16 protein-coding genes and 1 CRISPR repeat array are annotated in these 23,736 nt (G+C 35.4%); of the genes, 2 read left to right on the top strand and 14 right to left on the bottom strand.

Annotation, left to right across the window (positions count from 1 at the left end; translation table 11 throughout):
• Position 1: 1 nt before the first annotated feature.
• The gene (locus Q0K76_RS01130; protein ID WP_294609957.1) at positions 2 to 541 is read left to right on the top strand and encodes a methylated-DNA--[protein]-cysteine S-methyltransferase; all 540 of its coding nucleotides are present in this window, start codon (positions 2 to 4) and stop codon (positions 539 to 541) included.
• A gap of 172 nt (positions 542 to 713) precedes the next feature.
• Here the strand turns inward: Q0K76_RS01130 and Q0K76_RS01125 are convergent, their stop codons facing one another.
• Positions 714 to 1,238 carry a low molecular weight protein arginine phosphatase gene (locus Q0K76_RS01125; RefSeq protein WP_294609953.1) on the bottom strand — a complete coding sequence of 175 codons (525 nt, stop codon included), beginning with the start codon at positions 1,236 to 1,238 and terminating at the stop codon, positions 714 to 716.
• Positions 1,239 to 1,736: 498 nt separating this feature from the next.
• On the opposite strand from Q0K76_RS01125, the gene Q0K76_RS01120 reads away from it, so the two are divergent.
• The gene (locus Q0K76_RS01120) at positions 1,737 to 2,933 is read left to right on the top strand and encodes an MFS transporter (protein ID WP_294609950.1); all 1,197 of its coding nucleotides are present in this window, start codon (positions 1,737 to 1,739) and stop codon (positions 2,931 to 2,933) included.
• A gap of 200 nt (positions 2,934 to 3,133) precedes the next feature.
• A CRISPR array of direct repeats spans positions 3,134 to 5,381; the repeat unit is 28 nt; unit sequence TTTCTAAACTGCCTATGCGGCATTGAAG.
• Between the two features lie 137 nt (positions 5,382 to 5,518).
• On the opposite strand, the gene cas6f is transcribed toward Q0K76_RS01120, so the two are convergent.
• From cas6f to Q0K76_RS01055, 13 genes are all read right to left on the bottom strand, one after another.
• On the bottom strand, positions 5,519 to 6,088 hold the full coding sequence (cas6f, locus tag Q0K76_RS01115) for a type I-F CRISPR-associated endoribonuclease Cas6/Csy4 (protein WP_294609947.1): 570 nt from the start codon (positions 6,086 to 6,088) through the stop codon (positions 5,519 to 5,521).
• A gap of 5 nt (positions 6,089 to 6,093) precedes the next feature.
• Positions 6,094 to 7,104: a type I-F CRISPR-associated protein Csy3 gene (csy3, locus tag Q0K76_RS01110; protein ID WP_294609944.1), complete on the bottom strand. Its 1,011-nt coding sequence runs from the start codon at positions 7,102 to 7,104 to the stop codon at positions 6,094 to 6,096.
• 33 nt (positions 7,105 to 7,137) lie between these two features.
• A complete protein-coding gene (gene csy2, locus Q0K76_RS01105; RefSeq protein ID WP_294609941.1) occupies positions 7,138 to 8,061 on the bottom strand; it encodes a type I-F CRISPR-associated protein Csy2 in 924 nt (307 codons plus the stop codon).
• Positions 8,061 to 9,440 carry a type I-F CRISPR-associated protein Csy1 gene (csy1, locus tag Q0K76_RS01100; RefSeq protein ID WP_294609938.1) on the bottom strand — a complete coding sequence of 460 codons (1,380 nt, stop codon included), beginning with the start codon at positions 9,438 to 9,440 and terminating at the stop codon, positions 8,061 to 8,063. Before csy1 ends, csy2 begins: the two co-directional genes overlap by 1 nt.
• A 73-nt stretch (positions 9,441 to 9,513) precedes the next feature.
• Positions 9,514 to 9,837, bottom strand: a complete 324-nt coding sequence (locus Q0K76_RS01095; RefSeq protein ID WP_294609935.1) for a hypothetical protein — start codon at positions 9,835 to 9,837, stop codon at positions 9,514 to 9,516.
• A gap of 458 nt (positions 9,838 to 10,295) precedes the next feature.
• A complete protein-coding gene (cas3f, locus tag Q0K76_RS01090; RefSeq protein ID WP_294609932.1) occupies positions 10,296 to 13,631 on the bottom strand; it encodes a type I-F CRISPR-associated helicase Cas3f in 3,336 nt (1,111 codons plus the stop codon).
• Positions 13,628 to 14,581, bottom strand: coding sequence for a type I-F CRISPR-associated endonuclease Cas1f (gene cas1f, locus Q0K76_RS01085; RefSeq protein WP_363322353.1), 954 nt, complete (start codon positions 14,579 to 14,581; stop codon positions 13,628 to 13,630). The genes cas3f and cas1f overlap by 4 nt, the downstream gene beginning before the upstream one ends.
• Before the next feature lie 464 nt (positions 14,582 to 15,045).
• Positions 15,046 to 15,516: a hypothetical protein gene (locus tag Q0K76_RS01080; protein ID WP_294609927.1), complete on the bottom strand. Its 471-nt coding sequence runs from the start codon at positions 15,514 to 15,516 to the stop codon at positions 15,046 to 15,048.
• A 369-nt stretch (positions 15,517 to 15,885) separates the two neighbouring features.
• Positions 15,886 to 16,794 carry a lysine exporter LysO family protein gene (locus Q0K76_RS01075; RefSeq protein WP_294609924.1) on the bottom strand — a complete coding sequence of 303 codons (909 nt, stop codon included), beginning with the start codon at positions 16,792 to 16,794 and terminating at the stop codon, positions 15,886 to 15,888.
• Between the two features lie 124 nt (positions 16,795 to 16,918).
• On the bottom strand, positions 16,919 to 17,863 hold the full coding sequence (locus Q0K76_RS01070; RefSeq protein WP_294609921.1) for a VirK/YbjX family protein: 945 nt from the start codon (positions 17,861 to 17,863) through the stop codon (positions 16,919 to 16,921).
• Positions 17,864 to 18,098: 235 nt separating this feature from the next.
• On the bottom strand, positions 18,099 to 19,400 hold the full coding sequence (eno, locus tag Q0K76_RS01065) for a phosphopyruvate hydratase (RefSeq protein WP_294609918.1): 1,302 nt from the start codon (positions 19,398 to 19,400) through the stop codon (positions 18,099 to 18,101).
• 38 nt (positions 19,401 to 19,438) lie between these two features.
• A complete protein-coding gene (pyrG, locus tag Q0K76_RS01060; protein WP_294609915.1) occupies positions 19,439 to 21,076 on the bottom strand; it encodes a glutamine hydrolyzing CTP synthase in 1,638 nt (545 codons plus the stop codon).
• 235 nt (positions 21,077 to 21,311) lie between these two features.
• Entirely contained in the window at positions 21,312 to 23,504 is a 2,193-nt protein-coding gene (locus tag Q0K76_RS01055) for an IgaA/UmoB family intracellular growth attenuator (RefSeq protein WP_294609912.1), read from the bottom strand.
• Between the last annotated feature and the right edge of the window lie 232 nt (positions 23,505 to 23,736).

Raw genomic sequence — 23,736 nt, 5'->3', positions numbered from 1 at the left:
TATGTTTTATTCAGCCAGTTATTGTTCACCATTGGGCAAAATAACCTTAGCAAGTCAGCAAAATCAACTTGTTGGGTTATGGATTGACGGGCAAAAGTATTTTGGTGCGATAGTAACGGCAGACATAATAGAAAAAGCAAATTTACCTGTCTTTAATCTCACCAAAAAGTGGTTAGATAACTACTTTGCAGGCAAAAACCAAACGATCAACCAATTACCACTTGCACCAAATGGCTCGCCATTTAGGCAAAAAGTGTGGGATATTTTATGTAACATTCCTTATGGTGAAGTCATAACTTATGGTGATATAGCTAAACAAATTGCATTACAGACTAACCAACCCAACATGTCCAGCCAAGCGGTCGGTGGTGCTGTCGGGCATAATCCTATATCAATCATTATTCCTTGCCACCGTGTTATTGGTGCTAACGGTAACTTAACTGGCTATGCCGGTGGTATTGATAAAAAAATTAAATTACTACAAATTGAAGGCGTCGATACCCGCAATTTTGTGCTACCCAAAAAAGGCACTGCGCTGTAATGCAGCGTATCAAGGTAATGTTAACTTAACACAGTACATTTACTAAAATAACGCTAAGTAGCCTGTTGATTTTATTAATTTAACAATGCGTTTTTCATCAAACTAAATAAACAAATCGCCCTTAATGACGGTTTGTTTAATCAATTGGTACTAAATTATCAGCTAACTGACACTATTTTTGTTTTGCAATTTTATCTAATGCTAGCGGTAAAAACTTATCTAGTTGGCTTTCTACTTTTTTATAAGCCTCAAGTGGTTGTTGATAGGGATCTGAAAGATCATCGTTATCACCTGTTGCAAACTCGGCTAATGTAAATACTTTACCTTTCACGTCTGGATATTGAGTTAATATTTTATCTTTATGTTTCTGCGTCATTGTTAATAAATAGTCTGATTTAGTAATATCTTCTTTGGTCAATTGTGCTGCTTTATGCGTTGAAATATCAATTCCTCGTTGTTTTAAAATTGTTACAGTACCTTGCTCTGGGGCAGTTTCGTTCGGATCCACATTCACACCTCTGGATTGAACGACAATATTTAAATCATGCTTGTTAACATAATCCTTTGCCAACGCTTCGGCCATAGGACTTCGCCCTGTATTACCAGTACAAACAAAAGTAACAACATGATCTAATGAAAAACAAGATGCACTAAAAAACAAAAATAAACCTACTAAATATTTTCTTAAATTAAACATTGCATTACCTTATTAATAACATATTAAAAATGATTTGAGTTCAAATTTTATACCATTTAAAGCGAAACTCAAGCCTAATGTAACCATTGACTTTTTTATTAATTTTATTCTTACACCCCCAACCTTTTTACTTTAAAAATTAATTTTGATTCATCGTTATTCTGATCATTAACGATCACAACCCAAATCCCTCTTATCTTACACTGCCAATCAATCATGACTTCACCACTATCATTAAATTAAAGGAATAAAATCCGATCTTTTTACTACCAAAAAATAATGATAATGATTATCATTATAATACTTCATAAATTTTAAATCATCCGATAAAAAATAAAGATGACATCATTACGCAGTATTGCAGTATTATTCAGTTTAAAACTGAATTTTTAATAAAAGTTAATATGTTAAAGATAATACTAAACCAACTATTCTGGTGTTTTTGCAGAAGTTTGTTATTAGTTACACCCGAAAAAACAGCCAAATTAAGGAAATTAAATGATTAATTCAAAAAACAGTTTTAATACAATTTATTTTTTTATTTTAATGGTTGGTGCAGGACAATCGATTGTATTTGCCATATTTCCACCTTTGGCTCGTGATCTGACTATAACCGAATTTCAAACTGGCCTCATTATAAGTTCGGCAGCACTGATTTCATTTTTATCGTCAACATTTTGGGGGCGTAAAGTGGATAGTTCTGGCAGTAAACGCGTTTTAATTACCGGTGTGATTGGCTATGCCCTGTTTAATCTCTTATTTGCGGCTATTTTATGGTACGCTTTATTGCGTCATTTAAATGTCTTGGTTACCATTACTTTATTACTGATAACCCGCTGCTTATTTGCTATTTTTTCTGCCGCCATTATGCCTGCAGCTCAAACTTATATTATTAATCACACCACGTTAAATCAACGCCCATCAAAAATGGCAATAGTTGGCATGATGTTTGGTTTAGGCATGATACTAGGCCCTGCAATTGCGAGTATTATTATTCCATGGGGAATATTAATTCCACTCATTTTATCGTCAATTGTGATGTTATTACCGCTAACGATTGCAATTAAATCAATCTCACCAAACCGTTATTCCGATTTAACTACCAAACCTCAAACTAACAAGCTTAATTTGTTCGATAAAAGACTCAGAACATCGATTGTGCTTATGTCTATTGCATTTATTGTGTTTTCATCCACACAACAAACCATCGCTTTTTTTATACAAGATAATCACCAAATATCAACAATAGCGACGGCTAAATGGGTGAGTATTGCTTTTACCGTGAGTGCAATTAGCTCGGTCATTAACCAAGGGATTATTATCCAACGTTGGAAACCATCAGCTAATACAATGATTAATTTAGGTATTATGGCTTTATTACTGACTTTAATACTACTGTTTATATCATCTAACATTTATATGATATTAATTGCTTTCGCTTTTTTTGGCATAGCCAATGGCTTTATTTATCCCGGTATTATTAGCCATGCATCACAACGCTGTGAAGCCAATATTCAAGGACAAGTTACCGCAATTTTACAAGCAGCAATGTCATTAGGTTTTATTGCAGGGCCACTGATTGGATCGGGCTTATACCCTTATTTACACAACCAACTTTATCTTATGTTATTAGGTATATTGGTCATTTGTATTTTATATATTTCTATTAATAATCACAGGATTAAACAACAATAATTCAACAAAATAATAATAAAATTAACCTTAAACACGCAAACCAAAACATCGGAGTTTTAACATCATAAATAATATCAAACAAAGCCTAAATTCACTTTTTCGTCTTTATTTGCTCTGCTGTTTCTTAATTATCGACTATTTTTTATAAATCACTTACACAGCCATGAACCCAAAACTTGGAGAGTGTAATTACTTCTTAATTTCTAAACTGCCTATGCGGCATTGAACCCATGTCTTCAAACTATCTAAAATAACTAGATTTTCTAAACTGCCTATACGGCACTAAACATTGTATCATGTTTTACATATTTTAATCAGTTTTTCTAAACTACCTATGCGGCATTGAAGTGCTTCCCCTGGTGGATATCTTTATCAGGACTTTTCTAAACTGCCTATGCGGCATTGAAGTATTGTTAAATTTAAATTTAAATAGAGATAATTTTCTAAACTGCCTATGCGGCATTGAAGACGCCCTGCGGTTGTTCAACCTTGATAAGGCATTTCTAAACTGCCTATGCGGCATTGAAGGAAATGACCAATAGCTTACGTGAAATTGAAACTTTCTAAACTGCCTATGCGGCATTGAAGAAATTTTAGAACTTATTACAAATCCGGCGACGTTTCTAAACTGCCTATGCGGCATTGAAGTGCAATAGTTTTGATGTCGCTTCTAATAATCTTTTCTAAACTGCCTATGCGGCATTGAAGTTGAAGTATGCGGCAACTGGGTTTGGGTAAGCTTTCTAAACTGCCTATGCGGCATTGAAGCATGATTTGACCGCCGGCGGGGTTGCGATCGGTTTCTAAACTGCCTATGCGGCATTGAAGTTACGTTGTTAACGAAGGGTGATGAAATGAGCTTTCTAAACTGCCTATGCGGCATTGAAGAAACAACCGAGCAAATTATCAAAAGGGTTAGATTTCTAAACTGCCTATGCGGCATTGAAGAAACACCTACGGAGTCAATACAGTTTACACACTTTCTAAACTGCCTATGCGGCATTGAAGCTGACGAAGTAGAACGCCGCTTTTTGTTTGTTTTTCTAAACTGCCTATGCGGCATTGAAGAGCCACTGTTTACCTTTGATTAAATCATTATTTTTCTAAACTGCCTATGCGGCATTGAAGGTGCGTTAGCCATTCAATCATTGAGACAATCTTTTCTAAACTGCCTATGCGGCATTGAAGGGAGAACCCATACCGGAAGAGCGTCGCGACGCTTTCTAAACTGCCTATGCGGCATTGAAGCGAGAAATAGCAGAACTTAAAAATAAGTTAGATTTCTAAACTGCCTATGCGGCATTGAAGCTGACGAATTTTTGCGCCAACATCTTCCATACTTTCTAAACTGCCTATGCGGCATTGAAGATGGTCGGTATAGTTATCGCAGAAGCCGATCCTTTCTAAACTGCCTATGCGGCATTGAAGCATACCGCTGCCCTTCTCATAACAAAGCCGTCTTTCTAAACTGCCTATGCGGCATTGAAGTTTAACAATATCATTAGGCGTTTTTGCAATATTTTCTAAACTGCCTATGCGGCATTGAAGTTCAGCAATAAAGCCCGCGCTTTCCCCGATTTTTTCTAAACTGCCTATGCGGCATTGAAGATTTATAATAATGCATGCAAACCACTTGAGATTTTCTAAACTGCCTATGCGGCATTGAAGACTGCGCCTTGTAGCAAATTAATACATCAGCATTTCTAAACTGCCTATGCGGCATTGAAGATTTAAATGTCATCATGTCTGGCCATGATGGATTTCTAAACTGCCTATGCGGCATTGAAGGCAGAATGAAATTAAAAATCAATCTGCCGGTTTTTCTAAACTGCCTATGCGGCATTGAAGGTCCTTTTGTTTTTGTGTAGGTGATTTTATAGTTTCTAAACTGCCTATGCGGCATTGAAGAGTCTCTAAATTCATTTTCTGATTACCTATTTTTTCTAAACTGCCTATGCGGCATTGAAGATACTCTTTACATCGGGATGGATTTTAACGTATTTCTAAACTGCCTATGCGGCATTGAAGAAACGACTGAACAAATCATTAAAAGGGTTAGATTTCTAAACTGCCTATGCGGCATTGAAGTAAAAATAGGTACATTTAAATTTAATCCAGCTTTTCTAAACTGCCTATGCGGCATTGAAGGAAGCAAATATTAAGTATTTGCCCGACGGTAATTTCTAAACTGCCTATGCGGCATTGAAGCAGAGCCTAATACCATTTGCAAGCTCGATGTTTTTCTAAACTGCCTATGCGGCATTGAAGCGGTCAAGCTCTCCTGTTGCTGGCACATTAAATTTCTAAACTGCCTATGCGGCATTGAAGCCTCGAAAAAAGCCCCAAACTTCGGGGCAAAATTTCTAAACTGCCTATGCGGCATTGAAGTAAACCTAGCAAACAGCAGTAAAACAGTAACATTTCTAAACTGCCTATGCGGCATTGAAGTAGAAATTTTTTCCAGAATTTCCTGATTGTTAAAGAGCATATGATACTTTTTATCATTTTCACCCTTTTTTTGAGCTTTATTTAATTATGTTAAAAATCAATTAGTTAAAAATAGTCTCAAAAAAAGGGTTGGTAAATTAAAAATTAGGGACGGTTGCTGTTTGGCTTAGTCCATAACTATTGAATGTCCCAGATATTGATTCAGTACATTGTTCTTGTTTTAACCACATGATAAATTGTTGACCCGTACTTTTACTGGAAAAATGTAGATGTGGATACGCTAAATTCACACTACCCCATTTTTCTATCATTTTATTTTTTACTTCATCAGACCATTTACCTTGGGCAGTTAACCGTTTTTCGGCTCGCCTTAAAGCACTTTGCCCTTTTGGATTTACCCTAATCAAGCGTAAGTAACCTGTTACACTGGTTGGTATAGGTGTAATGGGTAACGCTAAAGCATAATCTGTCACTGACGATTTTTGTTTGAGATCTGCGAGCAACTTATTTAATTCTGCTTCGGTACCAAACAGGCGAATAATACCGCCTAAAGTACGATGCAGGTTATAACAGGGAAAGCTAACCCCAATATTGCCTTGATGATTAACCAAAACTTGATGTAGTGATTGCATAAGTTGATTCATTACATCCACTTCGGTTATCTCAATTTGTGGGATCGCTCGCAATTCAAAATAATGTGTGAGCATATGATTTACTCCTTACCGCTGGCACCAAATACACCACCACGAATTAATACCGCAATCACATAATGTTGTTGTTCTAGCGCCGGTTTTTCGCCTTTTAACACCCAATTATCAAATAGATTATAAAAATCTAATTTTTGTTTAGGTTGACGGAAGGCATGCCCCATAGTGGTTACGGCACCATAAGGTTCGATGGCAATTGGAAATTCAACTGATTCATCATACCAAGTATCAATAGTGCGAATAGCATTACTAATTTTTTGTGAATGCATTGCTGCTTGGTTATTTTTTTCATATAGCACTTTACTTTTGGCTTTGCCGGTATCTAAAATCAACTCTTGTGAAGGGTAAACTTCTTGACCATGCCCCATTTTTAGATTGGCTTGAATATTAAAAATCACAAACTCTTTACCTGTTAATCCCGCTTCAATTAAGGTGGCTAAATCATTCACCGATTGATCATCATAATCGAATGAATTAAGCTGATATTGTTTTATATCACTCACTGCAATTATCGGTTCTTCACTATCTTTACGAGTAATGGAAAGACTAATATGCTCAGCTGCCATACGGTTCCGCCATAACCAACGACCATTTAAGATATTAATAGCATAACGTTTAGCTAATGTTGTCATACCTACAGAGTTTATATAGTCTTGAGTGGTTTTAATTAATTCCTCTTGGTAATCAATATCATTACATACTGACGGTTTACCTAAGAAAGCTAATACTTTACAGCTCCAACTTACTACTAAGGTGTCTTTATCGGCATCTAATGCTGCAACATCAACAGTTTGTAAATTAGCTTTTTGAATTTCCGCATCTAATTTGGTGGGATCACTTGCCACAGCATTTTTTAAACGGTTAGAAATCGTACCGCGTACTGATTTTTCGGTTAAAATAACTGGCGTTAATTTATTCGTATCGGCACTATTTTGTTGGGCAAAAATCGCATCAGAGATGTCAAAACAACGTTCAAATGCCAGTACGCTTGCGGTGGTTAATTTATCTTTACTCATAATTTATTCCTTATTCTATAATTCTAAACTTACTTAATTGGTTGTTTGATTAATAATATAAATTTCTGCGCCATTGGCTTGCAATTCACTGCAGTTATAACGCCAAAAAGCTTGGGCAAAATCTTCCTTTAAACGTAACGGAAATACCCATTTACCCATGCCATAAATACATTCGACAAATTGCGATTGATGCTGATTACTGCGAGCTTCTTGCAATTTGCCAGCAGCAAATAAAGGTGAAATCGCTTGATAACCCAAATGCAATGGCACTAGCCAACCGCGACCTTGTTTAACCGAGGTGGTTTGCCAATGATCTTTCTCTTGCGGATTATGATGTAACATTGCCGTTTCGATTAATGCATCGAGCGCTGTTGCATTAGGATCTTGCTGCTGTAGTTCCGCGGTTATATTGTGCAGATCTTGAGGTGCTTCAACTAAGACAAAAGCTGGTAATAATGCATTAATTAAATTATCTTTTGATTCTGAAGCGGAATATAACTCTACCGATTCAATTGATATTACATGACCACCGGCAATACGTTGTTGAAACAGTTTTTGCTGCATTTGCTTGATAAATGCTTGTTTTTGTTCGTCATCATCCAAAGTTTCACGATCTTCAACCTTAACTTCTACAAGCAATGACACATCAAGATGTACGCGCCCTTCTTCAATAATGGAACGAGTATCACCATTTTTAGCCAGTGGATTACGGGTTAAGCGGAAGGTATAATCAGCAAAATCATTCGGCCTATAAACTTGCACATCACAATCATGGCAAGCAATTAACACGCCATCAAGGTAAATAGGGTTATCAGATTCAATCTTACGATTTAAGGCATGAATCGCCCCCAAAAAGCCAGAAATAGCTGGAAAGCCATAGGTTAATGGGCTGGATATTGCATTAGCATTATGAATCTTAATATGATCAAATAATAAGTAATAACGTAACATTGCCATTAAAAGATGCCCTCCTGCTTACGTTGACTTGCTTTTACCGCCTTTCCAAATTCACGGCGCCATTCTCTAAATTCAGGATCAGCAAATTGTTGTTGAATTGTGGGGAATTTATCCTGTAAAGCTGTTTGGATCCAAAAGGCAAATTGCTTTTCAAGTTCATCTTGCCAATTGCCTAATTCATACTGTTGTTTAAAATCGCTTTCATCCTCCAACTCTGCTCGTTTAGGATCCAACCATAATTTTTGATTAAAATTGAGGGATGACTCACGGCTCCATCCTGCCGGCATTGTGTGTTGAATATGTCTGGCAAACTTAAGTAGCAAAGATAAAATCACCGCAAAGGCATCTTTTCGATTATCCCTTTCTTCGACCACATTATCTGGTGCGGCTACCATCTCAAACAGTAACCGAAAACCAAAACGGCAAAAGTATTGCAATGCATGATTAAATATGGTTTCTTGTTGCTTGCCAATTGATGGAATTGGTGACTTTTCGAATTTAGGTGGCATCGAAGGGAGTAAAAAATTACGCCCACCTTGATTACTGGTTAGCTGACTTACTCCTTGCGGATTGCTACCACCCAATTTAACTACAGCTAAATGATGGAAACTAAAATAAGGTTGATGTTCAACATCCTTAATACGGCGTTGTTCCCGTGCTTTTTTATTTTCATCCGAGAATCTTGTTTGTACCTTTTGATAGACAAGGTGGCATAAGCTGCTCGGGTGTAGAGGAATTAATAACCGATAATTATCATCTTGCTGAGATAAATAAGTCTCCTCTGCGTTAGGCCAAAAAATTTGCTTATTTAGCTCGGATGCTTTGGGATGTTGAAAATCATCAAAGATCGCTTTTTTAATATTAGCCAAATAAAGAGATGCTTTTTGTTTATCATCTGAAAGTGCGGTTACAACAGCCAGATGATCTTCAATAATTAATTGCAAAATTGTTTTATCATCTTTAACAATTTGATTTAATAAAGAGAATATATCCAATGCAGCAGCATTACCTGAACAATCTACATTTAAAGATAATGGTGTAGCAGATAATATATAATTTTGATTAATTGGCTTAGTTTGAGTTGAATAATTGATATTTTCACCGAGACTTGAAGAATGAATACCTTTGCTAATATGTGTTCCTATGGTAATCCATGAAATCCTACGCATTGCAGCATCTTCCATCCAGGTTTCAAAATCAAATCGTTTGGCTAATTCTGAAAGCTGTTGTTGTGACTCATTTACTGCAACAACGTCCCCGGCTTGTTTAGCTTTTTCTAATTTTGCCAGTTCCGATTTATAGCTACTATTATTAGCAAGCCGTTGCTGAAGAAAGTCGACAATGACCTTTCTTATATCTTGCCAAGAAATACTATCCATTGGCCCTCCTTATATTTTTATAACTTTAAAATAAAAAAGGCTTATATCTCAATATAAGCCCTTAAATTTGTTTTTATGATGCTTTGAATCTGGTATAAAGATTTAATAGATTAAGCGCATTATCGTTGTAAACCCATTCATTACTTGAATTAATGTGTCTGTACTTTGCTTGCTCAAGATTTAATTTTTTAATCAAATATTCAACTTCTTTTCGTGTTGGAATATGCAAGATTTTGATTAGATCTTTAATTGAATAATATTTAGGTTTGTGTGGTAATAGCAGATTTAATTCATCATTGGCTGCCGGTACATCCATTCCAATTTTTTGTAATTTAATTAGTGCTAATTTATCAAATGAAATTTGACATTGCATTGTGTAGGTTTTATGCTTAGTCATAATTTTATACTCCTTTGACTGTTGGTTTATAAAATTTCAAACCTCAAATGCTGCAACATTTGGGGTTTTCTTATATTTGGCACTATAATTTAATAGTGACTTTTTTATGTAACTTACATTACATTTTTGTAATATTATCTATATAAATAAGCAATGTCAATTTTTATACAAAATTAAAATAAATGTCATAAGGACATATATAAAATAATTTAATAGGGATAAACTAAAAAAGTTGAGGATTTGCATATCAGTAATAATGTGAAACAACCGCCTATGCGGCGGTAAATTTATAATTTTCAAGTTTCAAACTAAATTTCATATTTCTAAGCTACTTATGCAGTAGTCTGAATCAGTATAAAGTAATTACTTTTATATTACTAGCATGCACAGATCATCTGCTTAGAATTTGTAAAAATGTTTCAGGAACACTATACGTTTTAGTATAAAATCTACCATTATTACTGTTTATTTTCATAAAATCCAAAATCAGGGTGGAAACTCCAGCGTCTTTTGTTATCCAGGCTTACACGACAAAACTCATTTGCCAGTCGATATTGGTTTTTATTAGGAAAGTGGTCGGCTATTTTATCTATGGCTTGTGCTACGGTATTGGTTAACCACGGTTGAATTTGTCGGTTTGCAAATGACCAATTATTATCGTAATTAATTAGATTATTTTGCGTGTTACTACAACAATCGTCGGGTGTTTGCCATGCTACATCGGCATAGCTAAATTGGTGCTCACCATTGTCATCCAACTGGCAAATGTATTCGTCTTGTTTATATTGCTGCATTCTGAAAGGTGAAATCAGTTGTAAATGTACACAATGATGATGTGCCAAATCGGGTTGCCAATAACTCGTGACATAGTTACTTTTACGGGCATTAATCGCAAATAGATGCGCCATGACTTTATGTTCTAATTCCGCCAAAGTTAAAATCGCTTGCGGTGAAGAAACAATACGCGCAATGGCATTAATATTGTCCAATTGCTCTGCTGTGATTAACTGACGACTTTGGTGTGTTGATAATAAAAACGCTGGTTTTTGTTCAAAACCTGGCTTAGTAAAACACGCTTTACCTACACCATAATTTGAACCTTGTTTTATTGACTCGATATTACTTCCTAAAATCTTCACATTGGCGTTCTTAGCTATTTTATTCGGACGATGGCGCCAAACGCGCCCGACTAACTGAATAATTGAGCGCATGGAGGACGGCTCAACAATTGCCCAATCGTAATCATGATCGCGCCCGACTTCGGTCACGGGCGTGCCAATCACGATGAAAATATGATTGTTACTATCACTATCTTTTATTGCTGTGCGGATTTCGGGTTGGTTAAATAGTTGGTTGGGATCACTACGGTTTAGTATTCTATCGAGTTTTTCTTCTAATTGGCTGCGTAATAACAGCAATTGCCGAGCATGATAAACCACAATATGAAACTCGGTATCCGCAGGTAAACCCTGTTGCTCATAAATCTGTTTAGTTAATAAAATCACATCTTCGGTATGAGCAAACCGCATTAAACCTACACTGATTTTGTGGCGAGATTTTGGATCACTTTGCCCATGTTGTTGATGAAGTTGGTAAGCTTCATCTAATAGCTGTTTAGCCAATATAGTGTAATTTAGCTTATCATTTTCTGGTTTAGCTGTATGGTAATCTAATAAGTTAACAATATGTCCTTTACGGCGGACTAAACCTTGTTTAAGTTGTTGTATTCTGGCTTCAACAAATTGCTGATGTTGATGTTTAAAGTTATCAGTATCAGCGATGAGTTCAATGGATTGTTGGTATTCATCAAACCAACCACAAACGACGTTATTAGTGGTTTTTTGATTATGTTGATTCCAAATTTTTCGCCCTGCTTGATAAGCATCAAACAATCCGGTAATTAAATCAGGGGTTAACGTTGCCGAGGAGAGTAACACTTTACTGCCAAAAAGCCCCGCTAAATGGACTAAGCGAGCCAATGCCGGTAAGTCTTGTTGGTCAAAGTCATCGGGTTCATCTAAAATGAGATCGGCGGTAAATAGTCTTAAGGTTGGCGCAATATATTTGCCACCCCGTACACATTCACTAGCCTGAATAATATGATCCACTGTACAAGTCACAATTGGCGCATACAGTAATTGACGCGCTTTGCTATTTTCAATAATGGTGCCCAATTCCTGATCTGCTATACCACTGGCAGCGACATCCACAAATTCATCTACTAATGGCTCTATTGATTCACTGCCGTGGTCTATTTGATCTTTATCTGGTTGTTCTGATTCATTATTTAACTCAAATAAGGTTTGCGTTGCTTGCCCACCGACTAAAATCGCTAGATGTTCATCACTCAGGTGCAATCGTTCGCGCAATGCTTTACCTGTTTGTAAGGTTAATACGCGTAAACCTAACGCAATGGTAAAGCGCACTCCTCGCTTAGGATTAGCTAACGCATACATAATGCGACCATTGGCTAGGGTTTTACCACAACCGGTTGAGGCCATATTGACGCCAAAAAAGCCATTATCTTCACTTAATTGTTGATAACTTTTAGCTAAATCAAAGGCATGGTTTTGCCATTGAAAGCGTTTGACTGTCGTTCTTTGGGTAAACGGTTTATGTTGATTGATAGCCGGTAATTCGATAGTTATTTTTGGTAATAACCGCGCAAAACGCGCACTAAAATTGGCAACACCAAGTAGATGATCATCTAAACGCTGTTTTGCCTGTTTTAGGTAATTGGTATTAGCAATCAATATTTGGTGATCTTTATCGGCCTCGGTATTAGATAATGACAAGCTTGAGTAATTGTGATCAGCCACCATCAGGCTTAAACGTGACATATGTAATAAAAAGGCGTCAATGCTAGTTAACTGCACTAAAAGAATATGATTTAACGCTTTGGTGGCATAACGATGTAACTTTTTAAGCCAAATTTGACTAAGGGTAACACTACTTTTAAGCTGCCAAAAGTCATCAGGCGAGGAATGCTGACTATGACTATTTTTAACCCATCCCTCAACAGCTTTTAATGTTTTATAAAAACTACGGATGGTTAAACCCGAAATATCAAAGTCATCAGTTTGCTTACTTTGATAATCTTTTGGCTTAATTGGCATTAAAAACGGCATGCGATGGTGCGACATTATTAGCCATGCGATCCATTGCGCCAAAGGCGCTAATTGACTTAGATCCCCTTTTTCTGTTCGGGTAAGATCTTGGTACCATGTTGGCTGTTGTTGTTGAAATTGAGCAAAGTTAGCTAACCGTTCCAATATGGCTTGATTAGTGGGGCAATCTTGAATCATTAATAAAAACAGTTGCAAGGAAATCCATTCATGACGATAGGGATCGGCAGGCAACCTTTTTCCTTCTATTTCGCTAGCACGTAATTTATATTGAAAACCGACGCTCGCTTTGCCTAAATCATGCAACAAAGCCGCAATTGTGCTTATCAATTGGATGGAAGTCGCAGATTGCCAACCATATTCACTATCATTGCGCAAAATATTACGTTTACTGCGATTAGTGGGGACGCGCCCTTGTTGATTGAATTGGCTACGATCACCAACAATCCAAAGTAAGTCGGTTAAATTTTTGCCATGCGTCCAATAGCAAGCAACCGCGGTATTTTTACGCGCGGTTTTGCGTAATAGTTTATAGAGTGTTTGTAATCCGGCTTCGGTCATTGCGCTTTGCCAAGTCCGTTCCCCACACCGTTCCGCAAACTGATCGATGATGCGTCTAGTTTCACTTAACGCCTTTTTAGTACATTGGCTAACAAGTAGAATATTCATGTTGCCTCTGCTATTAATTTTAAGGTGTCAATAATCAGATCCAGCGCACCCAATTGAGTAAACTGTGAGATACAGGCTTGGCGAAACTCTTTTTCACTGTCACCTTGTTTAGCGGATAAAAAAGCTTGTGGTAACACCATGCCATCTTTAATAATATCTGCCGCATCAAACACTAATCCGCCACGGCGAGTTTTACCGTGTAAAATAGCCAGTCCATGAGGTAAACCTAAAACCCAACAAGCGGTAGCACCTAGTCCATAAGCTAAATAATTACCATGATCTAAAAATTGATTGGCAGGATCGTGACTTTTGCCATGTGTACCTTGCTCACGTTTAAATTTATCATCTTGTAGTGTTAATTGATTTGCCATTGCATAAAGGCGTTTACTAATCCGGCCTTCTGCTGCTAAAAGGGCTTGGCTATTATCAGCATTATTAAATTGCGCTGTTGCATCATTAACAATATTATTTAACTGACTATCATCAACATGCCAATCAAACTGCGGCCAACATTGCTGGATAATATGTAATCGTTGTTGCTGGAGTGTTTTAGCTGCTTGTAATCTTCGTTGGTCATCAAACCAAAATTGACACCAGCTTTGCAAGTATTCAGTCGCGCGATATTCACTTTGGGGAGAAAAAAATTGGCAGGCAAATTCAGATTCAGTTGACGAAAACAGCGGCGTGCCGCCGCCACCACAAAATCCAATCATCACCCCGGCTCTTGACAATTCACGCACAGCAGCTTGTGTTAATGAAGTGCCGGTACCCAATAAAATACAAGTGGTATTAGCAATAGGGATATTCCAATATAAAGATTGTTGCCCTTGCTCGGTAACATATTCAACCCGCCCACCATTGACTAAAACCCGGCAATGTTCCAAATAATAGATATTGGCTCGTTTGGAATGCATAATGGTTTTGAGATCAGAAGAATGAATCATATCCATGATAATAATAAATTAATTCAATTTAAATACGAACCATAAATTAACATAGTTTTGTATAAATAACGAGTGTTTTATAAACTAACTTGTAATATATTATCAGATAATGGTAACGATAATTTAATCATATTTAGTAAGGTGATACAGATTGTGATTAGTAATAAATAACGCATAATAACCAAAAATAAAATGATATTTTGATTTTTTTTATACTCGCAAAATGTCAACAATTGTGTCAATTTGTTTAAAATAAAATTGCTTTAAAAAATAGATTTTTAGATTAACCATACTAGATTAAAATCAAACCAAAATGGGTGTGGAGCGTCACTTATTATTTTGTACTTTAGGTAATATAAAATGGTCAGGCGCTTAAAAGCTACCCGACCAAGAGGAATTGATGAATATTGGTAATGATAAAGCTGCTAAAATTAAAAATTTAATTGCTAAACCATTTGAAAAATGTACTGTTAATTTACTTTGACTCTAGTACAAGCTAAATTAATTTCCTGTTTGTGATTATTATCAATTTGTTCTTTCTCTGTTGCATTGACTAAAGATAACTCTCTTATTTGTTTGAAGTTATATTCATCATCATTAACATAATTAAACTCAGTAGTGGTTTTTATTTTAACTTTGTCATTTTTTAGTTCTTGATTATTAGCCTTTAGAATTTTTTCTAAATCAAATGGAAGGGGTCTATTCTCATCAAAAATAACCATGAATGCATCATTATTCATAAAATATTTAACTTTCTGATGGATAACTTTTGGAGCACTATAATCTTGAAAATGACCATCTTTCCAACCAGCTTGAAATTCACTAGAATCACATTTCCACTCTCCAACCAGCATTTCATTGGTAACCTTTTTTTCTTTTTCTTCTTCAGCACATCCAACTAAAGCAATACCAATAAAGCTAATTAATAGAAACTTCTTCATTCCTTTTTCCTTGTTATTTAAAATTATTCTCAATTATTTTTTTGCAAAAACAACAGCCGGATAAATAAAAAAAACATAACTCAATGAATTAACCGACATATTATTTTAAAGTGATATTTTCCAATTGTTTCTATATAGAATAATTTGGAAAGGTCTAAATATAAACAAAGTTTATTAAATAGGCAAATATTGATTAGAGTTTTTAAAAATTTTATTACCCAACTTTAGGTAACATTAGCTATAAAATAGTTCGAATGATATTGTGAATGTTCACATAAAAACTAAGAATTTAATTGATCTAATTAACATCACCTAATCAAGATATTGAAGATAAGAAATAAGATGATAAGTGGTTATTACACCATCCATCTATCGCATACCATAATTAAACAAAGTCATCACAATTGGCATTAATATTGTCAGTAAAAAGCCTTGTACAATAGCTGCGGGCACAATAGTTATACCCGCACCTTTTTGCAACATTGGTAAGGTAAAATCCATAGAGGTGGCACCACATAAACCAAGTGCTGTGAGTTTGTAACGCTTGATTAAGCTAGGAATCAAGATTATTGCCAATAATTCACGTAAAATATCATTTAAAAATGTGGCACTACCTATAATTGGTCCATGCGCTTCGGTCATTAATATTCCTGATAATGAATACCAACCAAATCCAGATGACATTCCCAGCCCAACCCGGAGGGGTTGTTCTAATATTAATGCGGCAATAATGCCACCTAGAAAAGTACTGAAAGTAACGATAATAGTGGTGGCTATTCCGACTTTGTTAAGTAGAATTTGCTTAAGTGAAATGTTGTTACCGCGGAGTTGTATTCCAATTAACAATAATAAAAATACTAAGACAACTTGAATAATGTTTTCGGTATATTGCCATATAAATAGTGGGAAAAGTCCAACAATAAATCCTAGTACTAACGCAATACAAACGCGCAATGATTCGAGGATCATTTTAAAGCGTGATTCAAAAGTTTGATTGGTATGAGTGGTTTTCCACGGTAAAAACAGATCAAACAACATTAAAAATATAAAATTACCACCGAATGTACAAATAAAAATAACGACAGTATAAAACAATATAGTTTGTAAGTTGGCACTGAGATTATCTAAATGGGCTAGTTCGGTTCCCATGATAAAGAGAATAAAATAGACCATCCAACTTAGGATTTGGTTAATTTTGGCTAGCCATTTTTTATCTTTGAGTTTAATTAAGTAACCTAAAGATAGAGGAACCAGCGCAATTAAAATACCGTAGTACATACTTTATTCCTTTTTTTACATCACATTTATTTTTATAAAATAATTTAAAAATGAGGTTGGTGATAACGCTTTACCAATAAATACCAGACTTTACAAACAGTCAATATCTATATGTTCATGTATTTTATTTTAATGTTGCTAATTGTGTTTCAATATTAATCGCTAATTGATCGAGTAAAGCATAACGATTGCGATATTCTGAGCGTTTTTTACTGGCAATTTCTTCTATTGATTTACGATGAATTTCATTAGGCAAAACAAATAAGCCTTTGGCATCTGGTTTACCATCAATAGTTAACCAAAAATCATCATAATCAGATAGAATTCGTTCTTGGCGGCTATTGTAGCGCCAGTTATTATAAACATGGGTGTTGTTACCCACTGCCACAATTTGCGTTAATTTAAAATAACGCGCCACCGTTAGTGCTGCCTCTAATGCCACTCGTTTAGGAAAAAGCCCATAACAATCCTTTGTTGCTTTTTGCACTCGAGCTCGAGCGTCTTGGTGCCCAGTCCCTTGTAATCCGGCAATAAATAAGGTCGATTGTTGTTGGTATTGTGTGATAGTAAAAGTTAATGTGGCTAAGTCAATACCGTCATTGTCATAAAAATAGAGGCTGATTTCCCCTTCTCTGGCAAACTTATTCCGGGCTTGAATAGCAATTTGAATGTTTGCTTCGTTTTTAACCGCAACATTAGCCAGTACAAAAGGAACATCCGGATTATAAAATGCTTGGGACATGCTATCTGGTTGCTGTGATAAAAAATCATAATGATAAGCTAAAGCCTCAAAACGTTCTTGCTGGCTCAAACAAGATGATAAATAAGGTCGTTGTAATTTACATGGCAAATTGGTTTGACACGCAAGATAGTAGCCAAGTAGTGGATATTGTCGTAATTTATCCAGCAATTTAAGGGTAATAGGACTTAAAAATAGGGTTCTGAAAAAAAATTTATATCGATAAGTCGCTTTAAGCCATAATTCGTTTAATGGAAGTTTACCTGTACAAAGCCAGTTAAATAATTGCCATTTACTTTTCGGCTGGGACATATTGGTAATATTATTCATAAGCAAATCAAATTAAATCGAGTTAGTTAGTTTGTAAAAATTTATAAGCTGACTTAATTAATAAACAACAGTTTTTAATTAAAGATGAGTCATAAAAATAGGCATTAAGAGTACAACACAATATAAGCCAGTGCAACCTTACTTATATAAGGTAAGATTAAATAAAAAATAAAAAAACGGTGAAATTGTTCACCGTTTTTTATCAATCAACTAATTATTTTATTAGTTAATATAATTATTGACCTTTAACTTCTTTTAAGCCATTAAATGGTGCTTTTGAACCTAAAGCTTCTTCAATACGGATTAATTGGTTGTATTTAGCAATACGGTCTGAACGGCTCATTGAACCAGTTTTAATTTGACCTGCAGCTAAACCAACAGCTAAATCAGCAATAGTTGAATCTTCAGTTTCACCAGAACGGTGAGAAATAACTGCGGTATAACCAGCATCTTTCGCCATTTTAACGGCGGCGATAGATTCAGTTAACGTACCGATTTGGTTTACTTTAACTAAGATTGAGTTAGCGATACCTTTTTCAATACCTTGTTTGAAGATTTTGGTATTAGTAACAAATAGATCGTCACCCACTAATTGGATTTTGTGACCTAATGCTTTAGTTTGGTATGCCCAACCTTCCCAATCGCTTTCATCTAAACCATCTTCGATAGACACGATTGGATATTGTTCAGTTAAACCTTCTAAATAATGAGTAAATTCTTGAGCAGTGAATTCTTTATTACCTTCACCTTTTAACACATATTTGCCTGTTTCTTTGTTATAGAATTCAGAAGCAGCACAGTCCATCGCTAAAGTGATGTCTTTACCTAGTACATAACCTGCTTTTTCTACTGCTTCTTTAATGCAGGCAAGCGCTTCAGCATTTGAACCTAAGTTAGGCGCAAAACCACCTTCATCACCAACAGCAGTGTTCATGCCTTTAGCATGTAATACTTTAGCTAAGTTGTGGAATACTTCAGAACCAATACGGATTGCTTCACGTACAGTTTTCGCTCCAACTGGTTGAATCATAAATTCTTGTAAGTCGATGTTGTTGTCAGCATGTTCACCACCATTGATGATGTTCATCATCGGTAATGGCATAGAGTATTGACCTGGAGTACCATTTAGATCAGCAATATGTTGATAAAGTGGCACACCTTTAGCGGCAGCAGCTGCTTTAGCATTAGCTAGAGATACAGCAAGAATTGAGTTAGCACCTAAGTTAGACTTAAAGTCAGTACCATCTAAATCAAGCATAATTTGGTCAATTGCAGCTTGATCTAAGGCATCTTTACCTAAAACGGCTTTAGCAATTGGTCCATTAACATTTTCAACTGCTTTTAACACGCCTTTACCTAAAAAGCGAGATTTGTCACCATCGCGAAGTTCTAATGCTTCACGTGAACCTGTTGACGCACCTGATGGTACGATTGCTAAACCAACAAAGCCACCTTCCAAATGAACTTCAGCTTCAACAGTTGGGTTACCACGAGAGTCGATTACTTCACGACCATGTACTTTAACGATTTTTGCCATGTTATTTTCCTCTATATGACAGATAATATAAATATAAACTATTTTTGCTGCTGCTGTTGATAATCCTTGGCAGCTTTAACAAAACTACTAAACAGCGGATGTCCATCGCGCGGTGTTGAGGTAAATTCTGGGTGGAATTGACAAGCAACAAACCAAGGATGATCTGGGTTTTCAATAATCTCAACCAATTTCCTGTCGGTTGAAAGCCCAGTTACTTTTAATCCCGCTTTAACAATTTCTGGTAATAAATTATTGTTCACTTCATAACGATGACGATGACGCTCAGCAATTGACTCTTTTTTATACATGTCAATCACTTTGGAATTCGGCTCTAAATGACAAATTTGCGAACCTAAACGCATGGTGCCACCAAGGTCACTATTTTCATTACGCTGAACGACCTGACCAGACTCGTCACTCCATTCGGTGATTAAAGCAATTACAGGACTTGTACAATCTTTAACAAATTCGGTTGAATTAGCATCTTTAATACCTGCTACGTTACGGGCAAATTCAATCATAGCGACTTGTAAGCCAAGACAAATGCCTAAATATGGGATTTTGTTTTCTCGAGCATAACGTGCAGCCATGATTTTGCCTTCAACCCCTCGATAACCAAAACCACCAGGCACTAAAATTGCATCTAAGCCTTGCAGTAGTTCAGTACCTCGTGATTCAAGATCTTCCGAATCAATATATTTAATATGCACAGTTAAACGATTTTTTAAGCCACCATGTTTTAGTGCTTCATTCACTGATTTATAGGCATCAGGTAAGGCAATATATTTACCTACCATTCCAATAGTCACTTCACCAACTGGGTTGGCTTCTTCATAGATAACTTGTTCCCACTCAGATAAATCAGCTTCATTACATTCAAGATGGAAGCGATTGCAGACAAAGGTATCTAGGTTTTGTGATTTTAATAGTGCCGGAATTTTATAGATTGAATCAACATCTTTTAAAGAAATTACTGCACGTTCCGGTACATTACAAAATAAGGCAATTTTAGCTCTTTCATTGGCTGGAATGTTACGATCGGAACGACAAATTAATACATCTGGTTGAATACCAATTGATAGTAACTCTTTAACCGAATGTTGTGTTGGTTTAGTTTTAACTTCACCCGATGAGGCCAAATAAGGAACTAAGGTTAAATGCATAAATAAGGTATGTTCACGGCCGACATCCACCGCTAATTGACGAATAGCTTCTAAAAATGGCAGTGACTCAATATCACCTACCGTTCCACCGACTTCAATAATGGCAACATCAAAGCCTTTGGCACCATCAATGACGCGAGATTTGATTGCGTTAGTAATATGGGGAATAACTTGTACTGTTGCCCCTAAATAGTCACCACGACGCTCTTTACGTAACACATCGGAATAAATACGGCCAGTTGTGAAGTTGTTTTTGCGAGTCATTTTGGTTCGAATAAAACGCTCATAATGACCTAAATCAAGATCAGTTTCTGCGCCATCTTCCGTTACAAAAACTTCACCATGTTGGATAGGACTCATCGTCCCCGGATCGACATTAATATAGGGATCAAGTTTTAACATGGTAACTTTTAAATTGCGGGCTTCCAAAATTGCAGCTAACGATGCTGCGGCAATGCCTTTACCTAAAGAAGAAACGACACCGCCTGTAACAAAGATATAATTTGTGACCATTAATACCAGACCATTTATTAATTTATTAGAATCACATTGCGTTGCTTTTTAATCAGAAAAACAACACAATATTCGAAGAATCAGACGGTAAAATAGTATAACAGAAACCCACTTATCTCTCAATTGAATAATTAACTTTAACCAATGTTTGAATAACGCTGGCTAGCATAATTCATGTTTGACTTTATTTGCTAGCCAGCTAAATTTAATAGCAATAGTTACCTCAAAATCAAGCTTATATTATCTGGTTGGCATAATTACTAATAATCTTTTTATACCTACGGCGATTAGCTATTAGTTTCAGAAAGAACATCAATCCATTCCATAAAGTAATTGATGCAATAATTGCAAAAAACACAACATTAATTATTATAGGGGAAGTAAATGACGTTAATTCGTCTTTAGCCAGACTATAATGAGGATCAATATTTACAGATAAATTTGCAATCGAATTATCATCATGATAATCAATTCCGGTCACCAAGCCAGTAATATTAGTTTTTCCACCAATACCAAATAATGTATTGTAATAATGAATTAATGGTAATACTGCTTCATTTTTATAATTAATATCATTATTTAGCATTGCTATTTCGGTATATTGGTTATCGGCTAAGGTTAAACTAAAACGCGATTCATTGTTTTGATAATTTTTGACATCAGACTTGATTAAATCAATTTGTTTGGTTAACAATCCAGTACTCATTCTTTTAATTGCGAAATATAAATTAAGATTATCTTGTTCAGTAATTATCTCTTCATAATCTTGCCTTTTATTGCCAAATTCAACCAAATCAGACCAATTTTCAAAAGGTTTATTTTCTGGTACTATCAATTCCAATAAGGTATTTTTAACCGATCTACAATCTGATAGATCTACTAACTCACAACTTTCATTGACAACAGAAATTAAATACCCAACATTTAATAATTTAGTTAATTTAACATCTTTACTATAAGAAGAGTAATAAGATTGATTTTTATATAATTGATTGAGTAATTCCATCTCTAATCGTAAATGGAGTTCAGCACGCTCAACAGACTTATCGCGTTTAGTTTTAATCAAATTATCATCAAATAGATTAATTACCCAATTTGGTATTGCCTTCAAACTATAATTTGGATCTGTGGTTGGTTGAGTGTTAATAATGATTTTTTGGCATTTATTATATTCTGCTGAGCTTGTAACATCGCATGATGCACCACTTAGTTGTATATTAACTAAATCACCTTTTTGCAATGAGATATTTTTTAACGAAGTTGTATCGTCAATATTGATGATATTGGCTGTGTTATTGACGATTCGATAAGTGAATAATGCATTATCTTTCACATTAGACACATAAAGGACTATACCAGATATAATAAGTCCAGTGAGAAATAGTAAAAAATTACGTTTTAAAAACTTTGGCGAACCAAACTGTTCTATTTCTCGACCAATTGATAATGTATAACCATAACGCAGGAGTTTGTTATCATCCACGGAAACATCCATTTCAACATTTGCTGTGGTATTTTCCGGCAGAAATGACTGCCAATGGTCAGGATATTTGAAAAGCAGCGTATTACCTACTACAACTTTACGTTCCACTGGATTATTAGCGTCAATGTTGCCCAGCACGCGATTTACTTTACATATTTTTGATTTTGGTCTACGCCAATAACAAAACAAGGCCAAAAGTAGAGAAATAATAATAAAAATGATTATTTTGGGTTCCCCAAAAGACCAATAGCTAACAAAAAATATTGCAGCTAATACCAAAAACAGCGCAGTAAGCCAACCCGTATTATGTTTAGTTCTAATCGCAGATTCTAATGGTGTTTCTTCTCGCTGCTCAATAATTTCATAATCGCGTTTTTTATATTTTTCAGATGGTTGTGATGCATCAGAAATATCATCATCTTCTTCATCTGCTATATTGGTATAAGAGTTTGAGCGACCTGTTTGCCATTCTTCCTCAATTTGTTCTTCTTCTTCAATACCAGCTACCGCGGTTTGCAAATCATAACCATTAATTTTGACAATAAACGCATAACTCTCTGTAAACACAACCTCTATGACGTTCGTTTCTTCAAGATAGCGTTCCATTTTATAGGGAAAAAATACTTCTATTCCATTGATTTCATAGTAATAAGATGTCTCATTAGAATTAGTATGTAAACTATGGCGAATACAAGTTCCTATTATTTCAGATACATTGATATTAACTAACGAAGATTGATGTTTATAGGGAAATACTGGTAATGTTTTATTTAAATAAGGTTCTAAAAGTAAAATCTCATCGGTGCTTAATTCCCTTGTTGGAATATGACTATCAATGAGTTCATTTAAGTTCTGTTTATTCTTACTCCGATCATATTTGTAACCAATCCAAGACAATAATGCAAAGCCTAATAGACCAATTTTAAAGATCAAATATAAATCCATGTTACTCCCTTATTTCCTTATATATCTACTTTATTACTTATTATACTAATTTAAACAACCATGCTTAGTGCCTGTTGGTTGACAAATTCTATTTAACCTTTGTTCACACCTTATTTAATCAATTATACCTAACTATGCTGTTATTATCGACACTAGGTTGAATTATCGCTATATTTTTATTATTTATCAATGCTAGTGATACTTAAATTCAAATACTAAGTGTAAATTTTAA

The organism is uncultured Gilliamella sp., assembly GCA_945271295.1.
Lineage (GTDB): Bacteria > Pseudomonadota > Gammaproteobacteria > Enterobacterales > Orbaceae > Gilliamella.
Note: the sequence above shows the minus strand (reverse complement) of the source record. Positions and strands in the feature narration are given on the sequence as shown.